The organism is Bauldia sp., assembly GCF_020442045.1.
Taxonomy (GTDB): domain Bacteria; phylum Pseudomonadota; class Alphaproteobacteria; order Rhizobiales; family Kaistiaceae; genus Bauldia.
In genome coordinates this window covers 1-9235 of sequence record NZ_JAGRLA010000120.1, presented here as the reverse complement: position 1 = coordinate 9235, position 9235 = coordinate 1, and the positions used below count along the sequence as shown (strand labels likewise).

General features: G+C 69.2%; 9 protein-coding genes. 8 read left to right on the top strand and 1 reads right to left on the bottom strand.

What is annotated here, in order from left to right:
- From KDJ86_RS13695 to KDJ86_RS13660, 8 genes are all read left to right on the top strand, one after another.
- Positions 1 to 491: BMP family ABC transporter substrate-binding protein (locus KDJ86_RS13695; RefSeq protein WP_291746784.1), on the top strand; the 491-nt coding region annotated here is incomplete at its 5' end.
- A 34-nt stretch (positions 492 to 525) separates the two neighbouring features.
- The gene (locus KDJ86_RS13690; RefSeq protein WP_291746782.1) at positions 526 to 2088 is read left to right on the top strand and encodes an ABC transporter ATP-binding protein; all 1563 of its coding nucleotides are present in this window, start codon (positions 526 to 528) and stop codon (positions 2086 to 2088) included.
- Complete coding sequence (locus KDJ86_RS13685) at positions 2085 to 3128, top strand: ABC transporter permease (protein WP_291746780.1); 1044 nt, start codon at positions 2085 to 2087, stop codon at positions 3126 to 3128. Before KDJ86_RS13690 ends, KDJ86_RS13685 begins: the two co-directional genes overlap by 4 nt.
- 11 nt (positions 3129 to 3139) lie before the next feature.
- Positions 3140 to 4033 carry an ABC transporter permease gene (locus KDJ86_RS13680; protein ID WP_291746777.1) on the top strand — a complete coding sequence of 298 codons (894 nt, stop codon included), beginning with the start codon at positions 3140 to 3142 and terminating at the stop codon, positions 4031 to 4033.
- 174 nt (positions 4034 to 4207) lie between these two features.
- Positions 4208 to 4642, top strand: coding sequence for a VOC family protein (locus tag KDJ86_RS13675; protein ID WP_291746775.1), 435 nt, complete (start codon positions 4208 to 4210; stop codon positions 4640 to 4642).
- A 1-nt stretch (position 4643) separates the two neighbouring features.
- Positions 4644 to 5978 (top strand): thymidine phosphorylase, encoded by a 1335-nt coding sequence (locus tag KDJ86_RS13670; RefSeq protein ID WP_291746774.1) that lies wholly within the window; start codon positions 4644 to 4646, stop codon positions 5976 to 5978.
- 182 nt (positions 5979 to 6160) lie between these two features.
- Positions 6161 to 7102: a nucleoside hydrolase gene (locus tag KDJ86_RS13665; RefSeq protein WP_291746773.1), complete on the top strand. Its 942-nt coding sequence runs from the start codon at positions 6161 to 6163 to the stop codon at positions 7100 to 7102.
- Entirely contained in the window at positions 7099 to 8643 is a 1545-nt protein-coding gene (locus KDJ86_RS13660; RefSeq protein WP_291746772.1) for an amidohydrolase family protein, read from the top strand. Before KDJ86_RS13665 ends, KDJ86_RS13660 begins: the two co-directional genes overlap by 4 nt.
- Before the next feature lie 211 nt (positions 8644 to 8854).
- On the opposite strand, the gene KDJ86_RS13655 is transcribed toward KDJ86_RS13660, so the two are convergent.
- Positions 8855 to 9235 (bottom strand): SDR family NAD(P)-dependent oxidoreductase (locus KDJ86_RS13655; protein ID WP_291746770.1); only part of this gene is annotated, 381 nt, incomplete at its 5' end.

Here is a 9235-nt window from a genome sequence, read left to right as displayed (position 1 = left end):
CCGCGGCCGCGGTCGGCGCCGACAAGACGGTGACCGGTGCCTTCGCCGGGTCCTTCCAGGACCCTGCCAAGGGCCACGAGATCGCCAACCAGATGTACCAGGACGGCATCGACTACATCCAGACCGATTCCGCCGCCACCGATACCGGCATCATCCAGGCTGCGAACGAGGGCGACGGACGCATGGTCAGCGGCATCTCGCCGGAGCAGTACAAGCTCGGTCCCTCGACCGTCGCGGCGCTGGTCGCGCTCGACTTCGGCCAGTCGCTCTATAACGAGGTGTCCAAGGCGATCGGTCCCGACTTCAAGGGCGGTCATCTCAATACCGGCCTCGGCACCGGCGTCATCGACTTTGTCCTGTCGCCCGTCTTCGTCGAACAGGGCCCGGCCGATCTCGTCGCCAAGGCGAAGGAAGTCTGGCCGGAGATCGAGAAGGCCAAGGCGGACATCATCGCCGGCACCCTCGAGGTGCCCTTCAACACCGAGCTGTGACCGGGAGACCGGCCGCAGTCCATCCGGCCCATCGATGACGACCGGCACCGCCACCGCGCTTGCCTGCCGCGACGTTTCCGTCAACTTCGGACCCGTCGCGGCGCTTGCCGACGTCTCGGTGAATTTCGCCGAGGGGATGATCCACGCGGTCGTCGGGCAGAACGGCGCGGGCAAGACCACCTTCGCCCGCGTCGCCGCCGGCATCGTCCGGCCCGACAAGGGTGGCGTCGAGATTGCCGGCAGGGAAGTGCCGGTCGGCCATGTCGGCCAGGCCCGCGCCGCCGGCATCGAGATCGTCCACCAGAGCTTCGCGCTGCCGCCCTCCTTCACCGTCGCCGAGGCGATGGAATTCGGCGCCAACGGCAGCGGCAGCCTCTATACCCGGCGCGACCTCGAGCGGCGCTGGACCCGCCACCTCGAGTCGCTCGGCGTCCGGGTCAAGCCGCGCGAGCGAATCCGCGACCTTCCGGTCGAGACCCAGCAGGCGGTCGAGATCGCCCGGGCACTGGTCACCGACGCGCGCGTGCTGATTCTCGACGAGCCGACGGCGGTGCTGTCGCCGTCGGGCATCGACAACCTGTTCGAACGCCTCAAGGTGATGCAGGCGAACGGCGTCACCGTCATCCTCATCCTGCACAAGATCCGCGAGGTGCTGGCGATCGCCGACACGGTGACGGTGCTGCGCGGCGGCAAGCTGGTCGAGGGACCGACGTCGACCGCCGAGGTCGACGCGGCGAGGCTCGCCGCCTCGATCATCGGCAGCACCGACGACATCCTCTCCGAGACCGATCGCGACGCCCTGGTCGGCGCGGCCGAGGATGAGGGCAAGGAAACCGAGCCCGCGCATCACGCGGGACCGGCGATCCTCGACATGCGCGGGGTCTCGACCCGCCCCGATCCGGAAGGCCCCGCCCTGGAGAATGTGGCGCTCACCGTCGGCCGTGGCGAGATCGTCGGCATTGCCGGGGTCGAGGGGAACGGCCAGCGGACGCTCGTCCGCGCGCTTTCCCATCTCGCCGACCTGACCGGCGGCACGATCACCTTGTCCGGTGTCGAGGTCACCCATCACCCGCTCAGCGCCCGCCGTGCCAACGGCCTCCGGGTCATCCCCTTCGAGCGCAACAGCGAGGGCCTCAGCCTGTCGAGCGCGCTGTGGGAAAACTGGTCGGCGCGGGCGCTGCTCCGCGACGGCGTGCTCAAGCTGATCAGCCCGGCGCGGCTGCGCAGGGCCTGCACCGCGGCGCTCCAGGTCTGGGACGTGCGCTTCAACTCGCCGAACCAGCCGGCCGGCTCGCTTTCCGGCGGCAATGCCCAGAAGCTGATCCTCGCCCGCGAGGTCGACGACGAGGCGACGCTGATCATCGCGGCGCAGCCGACCCGCGGGCTCGATGTCGGCGCCACCGCCTTCGTCTGGCGATCGCTGCGCGAGGCGCGGGACCGGGGCTGCGGCATATTGCTGATCTCGTCGGACCTCGACGAGCTCTTCGACATCAGCGACCGCATCGTGGTGATGCTGTCCGGCCGCATCAACGGCGAATTCTCCCACCCCTACCACCTCGGCGAGATCGGCGCCGCCATGACCGGAGCCGACCGATGATCGGCTATCTCACCCAGGTCATCCGGGCGATCGCCTTCGTCTTCATCGCGCTCCTGCTCTGTGGCGTGATCTTCGAATTCGCCGGCTTCTCGGCGCCGCTGATGTTCCAGAGCATCGCCGACGGCGCCTTCCTCTCGGTCCGCGCCTGGGAGAACAGCCTGCGCTGGGGGCTGCCGCTCTTCCTGACCGCGCTCGGGGTGGTGATCTCCTTCCGCTGCGGCTTCTTCAATATCGGCGCCCAGGGCCAGTTCTACATGGGCGCCATCGCCGCGACCTTCGTCGCCGACGGGCTGAATGGGGCGCCGGCGGTGCTGGTCATGCCGCTGACCTTCGCCGCCGGCATCCTCGGCGGCGCGGTCTGGGCGCTGTGGCCGGGCCTGCTCAGGGTCCGCTCCGGCACCGACGAGGTCATCACCACGCTGATGGGCAATTTCATCGCCGGGCTGTTCCTCGTCTACGTCACCTCCGGCCCGCTGAAGGACCCCTCGGGGACCGGCCAGGCGGCCTCGAGCCGGCCGATCGGCGAGGCCTACCGGATCGCCGCGACCAGCTCGATATCGCCGGCGATCATCGTCATCGCCGTGCTGGTCGGCGTCGGCATGTGGGTGCTGGTCAACCGCACCTCCTTCGGCGTGCTGTCGAGCCTTGCCGGCCGCAACCCGATCATGGTCGTCTGGCAGGGGGCGCGGCTGTCGCGGCTCGGCCTTGCCGGCTTCGTCATCGGCGGCGCGCTGGCCGGCCTCGCCGGCACCATCGAGGTGCTCGGGCCGATCGGCCGGCTGTCGAGCGGCATGCTGCCGACCCATGGCTTCACCGCCATCCTGATCGCCCTGGTCGCCAACCTGTCGGTGCTGGCGACGGCCGTGGTCGCCCTCTTCTTCGGCGGTCTCGCCGCAGCCGGACTCTACCTGCCGGTGCTCGCCGGGCTGCCGGCCGCCGCCATCGACATCATCAACGCCGCGATCGCGCTGTTCATCACCGCGCGGGCCTGGCCGAAGCGCCTGACCGGCCTCTTCGGCTCCCGGCAGGACGCGGGCTGAGGGGCGCCGCCATGGACGAGACGATCATCGCCATCCTGCGCTCCGGTACGCCGCTGGTCTATGTGACGCTGGCCGGCGTCCTCGCCCAGCGCGCCGGCATCTGGCACCTCGGCCTCGAGGGGCTGATGATCATCGGCGCCTGCTCGGCGGTGCTCGGCCTGGTGCAGGGCGGCTCGATCATCGTCGGGCTCGGCATCGGCATCGTGCTCTGCGTTCTCGCCTCGGCGCTGCTGTGGTTCGTCATCGAGAAGCTGCGCGCCAATCCGATCATCGCCGGGCTGGGGCTGACCGGGCTCGGCCTCGGCGGCACCGACCTCGCGGTGCAGGCGATCTACGGCAGCCAGGCCTCGGTCAACGCCCCTCATGGCCTGCCGCGGCTCGGGCCCGCCTTCGGCGAATATGGCGTGCTCTCGATCCTCGTCGTGCTGATGCCGGTGGCCGTCATCGCCGTCTGGATCCTGACCCGGCGCACCCGCTGGGGGCTGCAGCTCGCGGCCTGCGGCGAGCATCCCTTCGCGGCGCGGAGCGTCGGCGTCAATCCGGCCCGGATGCGGCTCGCCGCGCTCTGCCTCGGCGGCGTGCTCTGCGCGCTCGGCGGGGCGGAGCTGTCGATGGGCTCGCTGCAGATCTTCGCCTATGGGATGACCGCCGGCCGCGGCTTCATGGCCTTCGCCGCGGTGATCTTCGGCGGCGGCAACCCGCTCGGCGCGACCGGCGCCGCCTTCTTCTTCGCCATCGTCGGGGCGCTCGGCATCCGCGCCCAGCTCCTCTTCGGCGAACGGGTGCCGCCCGACTTCCTGCTGGCGCTGCCCTACGTCGCCACCGTCATCGGCGTGTGGATCAGCGGCAAGCTGCGTGGCGGCGCCAAGGCGGCGGCGAGCTTCGGCGAATTGAGGGATTACTAGGGTGCGTGTGGGTACGCGACGGTGCGTCCTTCGAGGCCCGGCCTCCGGCCGGGCACCTCAGGATGGCGAAGAGGGACGGTCCTCCCGGCCAACTGAGCCCGACTCCGCCATGCTGAGGTGCTCCGCGGAGCGGAGCCTCGAAGCACGCGGCGAAATTGAACGGTAGGAGTCGAAATGGAATTTGCCCAGCGTCACGCGATCTCGGACGTATGCGTGCTCTGCGGGGACGTCGAGCGGTCGATCGCCTTCTATCGGGACAAGCTCGGCTTCGAGCTGCTCCACCGCGCCGAGGGCTTCGCCGATTTCTCCGGTGCCGGGCTGACGCTGGCGCTGTGGGAGATCGACCATATCAGCCGCCATACCGGCGTCGCCAACACCCGCGGACCCGGCGCCCACAAGGTCTGCATCGCGGTCAAGCTGCCGTCGCCGGCCGAGCTCGACGCCTGCTACGAGGAGCTGTCGGCCAAGGGCATCGAATTCCAGGGGCCGCCCGCCGACTATCCGTGGAACGCGCGCTGCGTCTATTTCTCCGGCCCGGACGACGAGCTCTGGGAGCTCTATGCCTGGCGCGAGGGCGGGCCTGTCGGCGTGCTCGACAAGGACGGCTGACATGCTGCCCCAGGAGATCATCCGGCGGAAGCGCGACGGCGCGGTGCTCAGCGCGGCCGAGATCGCCGACTTCGTCCGCGGCATCGGCACGGGGGAGGTCTCCGAGGGCCAGATCGGCGCCTTCACCATGGCCGTCTACCTCAACGGCATGACGACGCCGGAGCGGGTTGCCCTGTCGCTGGCGATGCGCGATTCCGGCACGGTGATCGACTGGTCGGCAACCGGCATCGACGAGAAGCTCCTCATCGAGAAGCATTCCTCCGGCGGCGTCGGCGACGAGAAGATCACCCTGCTCGTCGTGCCGCTCGCCGCGGCCTGTGGGGTCTTCGCGCCGAACCTGTCCGGCTGGGGCCTCGATTATTGCGGCGGCGAGATCGACATGCTCGACTCGATCCCCGGCTACGATACCGCGCCGTCCTCGGAAACCTTCGTCGCGGCGGTCAAGGCGGCCGGCGGCGCGATCATCGGTCCGACGCCCGACCTCGCTCCGGCCGACCGCAAGATCTTCAAGGTCCGCGACGTCACCGCGACGGTCGAGAGCGTCGCGCTGATCACCGGCTCGATCATGTCGAAGAAGCTTGCCGCGGGGCCGCGCGGGATGGTGATCACCGTCGGTTCCGGCTCGGGCGCCTACATGGCGACGGTGGACGATGCCAGGGAGCTGGCGGAAAGCATGTCCGAGGTCGCCGCCGGGGCGGGACTGCCGAGCGTCATGCTGCTGACCGATCTCAACGCTTTCGTCGGAACCGCCATCGGCGCCGCGACCGAGGTGATCGAAACCGTCGATTTCCTCACCGGTCGCCATCGCGATGCCCGCGTCGCCGAGCTGACCCTCACGGTCACCGCGGAGATGATCGTCCTGGCCGGCCTCGCGTCCGACATCGAGGCGGCACGGTCGCTGGCGGCCTCGCGGCTGGAGGACGGCAGTGCCGCCGCGCATTTCGGCCGGATGGTCGCGGCGCTCGGCGGCCCGTCCGATTTCGTCGAACGGCCGGCGCATTACCTTCCGGCCGCCGGTTTCATCCGCCCGGTCCTCGCCGACGGGGAAGGCTTCGTCGCCGGCATGAATACCAAGGAGATCGGCCTGACGCTGGTCGCGCTGGGAGGTGGCCGCAAGCTGCCCGAGGAGGCGATCGACCTCTCGGTCGGCGTGACCGATTTCCGCCAGATCGGCGACGCGGTCGGCGCGGACCATCCGCTCTGCGTGATCCATGCCCGCGACGAGGCGGAATGGGAGCGCGCCGCGGCACGGGTCAGGGCAGCCGTGCAGATTTCGGATACCCAGCCTCCCGCCCCCGGCCCCATCATCATCGACCGCATCGAGCGCCGACCGTGATATGGCTGGACTCGCGACATCTCGACCCTCCTCATCCGCTCGTCCCCGCGAAAGCGGGGAACCCAGTCCGGGCGGGACGATTCCACCAAAAGTCTGGATCCCCGCTTTCGCGGGGATGAGCGGAAAACGAAATGCCGCTTCCGGAGAGCGGAAGGAAGGCACAGCTTCCATAAGGACATGACATGACCCGAAAGATCATCATCGACACCGATCCCGGCCAGGACGACGCAGTCGCGATCCTGCTGGCGCTTGCTTCGCCGGAGGATTTCGACGTCCTCGGCATCGTTGCCGTCAACGGCAATGTCGGGCTTGCCCAGAATGCCAAGAACGCGCTGACCGTGGTCGAGCTCTCCGGCCGGACCGATATTCCCGTCTATGCCGGCTGCGAGCGGCCGATGCGCCGCCCGCTGGTTTCGGGCGCGCATGTCCACGGGCCGACCGGCCTCGACGGTCCCGACCTGCCGGACCCGACGATCAGGTTGCAGGAACAGCACGGCGTCGACTTCATCATCGAGACGCTGCGGCGCGAGGAGCCGGGGACGGTGACGCTCTGCACGCTCGGGCCGCTGACCAACATAGCCATGGCGCTGGTCAAGGCGCCGGACATCGCCGCGCGGGTCCGCGAGCTGGTGATGATGGGCGGCGCCTATTTCGAGGTCGGCAACATCACGCCGGCGGCCGAGTTCAACATCTATGTCGACCCGGAAGCCGCCGACATCGTGCTGACCAGCGGCATCCCGATCGTCATGATCCCGCTCGACGTCACCCACGGGGTGCTGAGCTTCCAGGACCGTCTTGACGGCTTCGCCGGGCTCGGCAACAAGGCGGGCAAGGCGGTCGCCGAGATGCTGACCTTCTCGCAGCGCTTCGACCTCGACAAATACGGCAGCGAGGGCGCGCCGCTGCACGATCCCTGCGTCATCGCCTGGCTGCTCAAGCCCGGCCTCTTCGAGGGCCGGCAGATCAACGTCACCATCGAGACCGCGAGCGAGCTGACGCTCGGCATGACGGTCGCCGATTACTGGCGGATCACCGACCGGCCGAAGAATGTCCTCTACCTCCGCTCGGCCGACGACAAGGGCTTCTACGCGCTGCTCAACGAACGGCTGGCGCGCCTGCCATGACCGGGCCCGCGCCGCGCCCGACCCTCATTCGCGGCGCGACCGTGCTGGCGATGGACGGGGCGCACGGCGCGGAACCCTTCACCGCCGACATCCTGGTCGAGGGCGACCGCATCGCGCGGATCGCAGCCGCGATCGACGACGTCCCCGACGCGACGGTGATCGACGGCGCCGGCCGGCTGGCGATGCCCGGCCTGGTCAACGGCCATCTCCATTCGAGCGAGCAGTTCTTCAAGGGCCGCTACGAGCGGATGCCGCTGGAGATCTGGCTGCTCTATGCCTATCCGCTGCTGATGGGGCCGCAGATCCCGGAGCGGCTCTTGTATCTCCGCTCGATGCTGGTCGCGATCGAGTCGCTCCGGAACGGCGTCACCACGATCTGCGACTGCTTCTTCGATCCGCCGGTCCTGTCGCTCGAACGGCTGGGGACGGTGTTTTCCGCCTATGACGATGCCGGCATCCGCGCCAACGTCACCAACTCGATCATCAACATCCCGGTGCTGGAGACCATGCCCTTCTCGGCCGAGGTCGTGCCGCGCGATGTCGCGGCGCTGCTCGAAGGCGGGACGATGGTCACCGGCGAGGCCTATGCCGATTATTGCGAAGCAGCCTTCGCCGCCTATGACGGCCGCGCCGGGCGGCTCCGCTACATGGTCTCGCCCTCGGCGCCGCAGCGCTGCACGCCGGACCTGCTCGAAGCCTGCAGCGCGCTTGCCCTCGGCCACGGCGTTCCCTTCCACACCCATGTGCTGGAGACCAAGACCCAGGCCGTGACCGGGCCGGAGGTCTTCGGCAAGACGCTGATCGCCTATATGGAGGATCTCGGCATCCTCAACCGCAACGTCACCATCGCCCATTCGGTCTGGGTGAGCGACGATGACATGGCGCGGATGGGGGAAGCCGGGCTCTCGGTCGTCCATAACGCGATCTCCAACCAGAAGCTCGGCGCCGGCATCGCGCCGCTCCGCCGTCTGCTCGACGCGGGGGTGACGGTGGCGCTCGGCACCGACGGCGCGTCGAGCAACGACACGCTCCGGCTCTTCGACGTGATGCGCGTCGCCGGCCTGATCCACAGCGTGCCGGGGCCGGATTACGGCCAGTGGCTCGGCGCCGCGGATATCCTCAAGGCCGCGACCATCGACGGCGCGCGAAGCGCCATGCTCGAGGCCGACACCGGATCGCTGGAAGTCGGCAAGAAGGCGGACCTCATCCTCCTCGACATGAACACGCTCGCCTTCACGCCGCTGAACGACATCGCCAGGCATCTCGTCTATGCGGAAAACGGCAGCTCGATCGAGATGGTGATGGTCGACGGCGCGATCGTGCTGCAGGACGGCCGGCTCACTACCATCGACGAGCCGGCGGTCCTCGCCGAGATCCGCGAGACGGTGCCGGCCTGGCTCGCCGAGCACGCGAAGCTCGAAGAGAAAAACGCGGTCTTCGAGCCGTATTTCGCCGAGATCCACCGCCGCGCGACGATGCAGGACATCGGCCTCAACCGCTACGCTGGCGATGCCCCGCCCTGGCCGGGGGCAAACCGGTAGGATTCAGCGGTCTGTCGAGGGGTCGGGCGCTGTGCGTCCTTCGAGGCCCGTTCGCTTCGCGACCGGGCACCTCAGGATGACGGGGGTGGTGTTGTCGGCAGGGGGCGCCATGGCCGGCTTGTACCCGTCTCCGCGTCCACCCACATCGCCATGCTGAGGTGCTCCGCGGAGCGGAGCCTCGAAGCACGCACGGACTCCCGAAGGCGTTGCCTCAGTAAGGCGTCTCGCCGCCGTCGATGTTGATCGACTGGCCGCGGATGATGACCGCGGCGTCGGAGAGCAGGAAGGCGACGATCCGGCCGACCTCGACCGGCTCGACATGGCGCTTGAGCTGGGCGGGGACCCTGCCGGCGAAGAGGGTCGCGGCGTCGCCGAGGCCGTCGCGTTCGAGCTCGGCCGCGACCTCGCGGAGCATCGGCGTCGCGACGCTGCCGGGGCAGACCGCGTTGACGTTGACGCCGGCCGCCGCCCACTCGCCGGCGAGCGAGCGGGTGAGGTTGATGACCGCCGCCTTGGAGGCGTTATAGGCGGCCATGTTGCCGAAGCCGACCTTGCCGGCATTCGAGGCGATGTTGACGATCGCTCCGCCCTT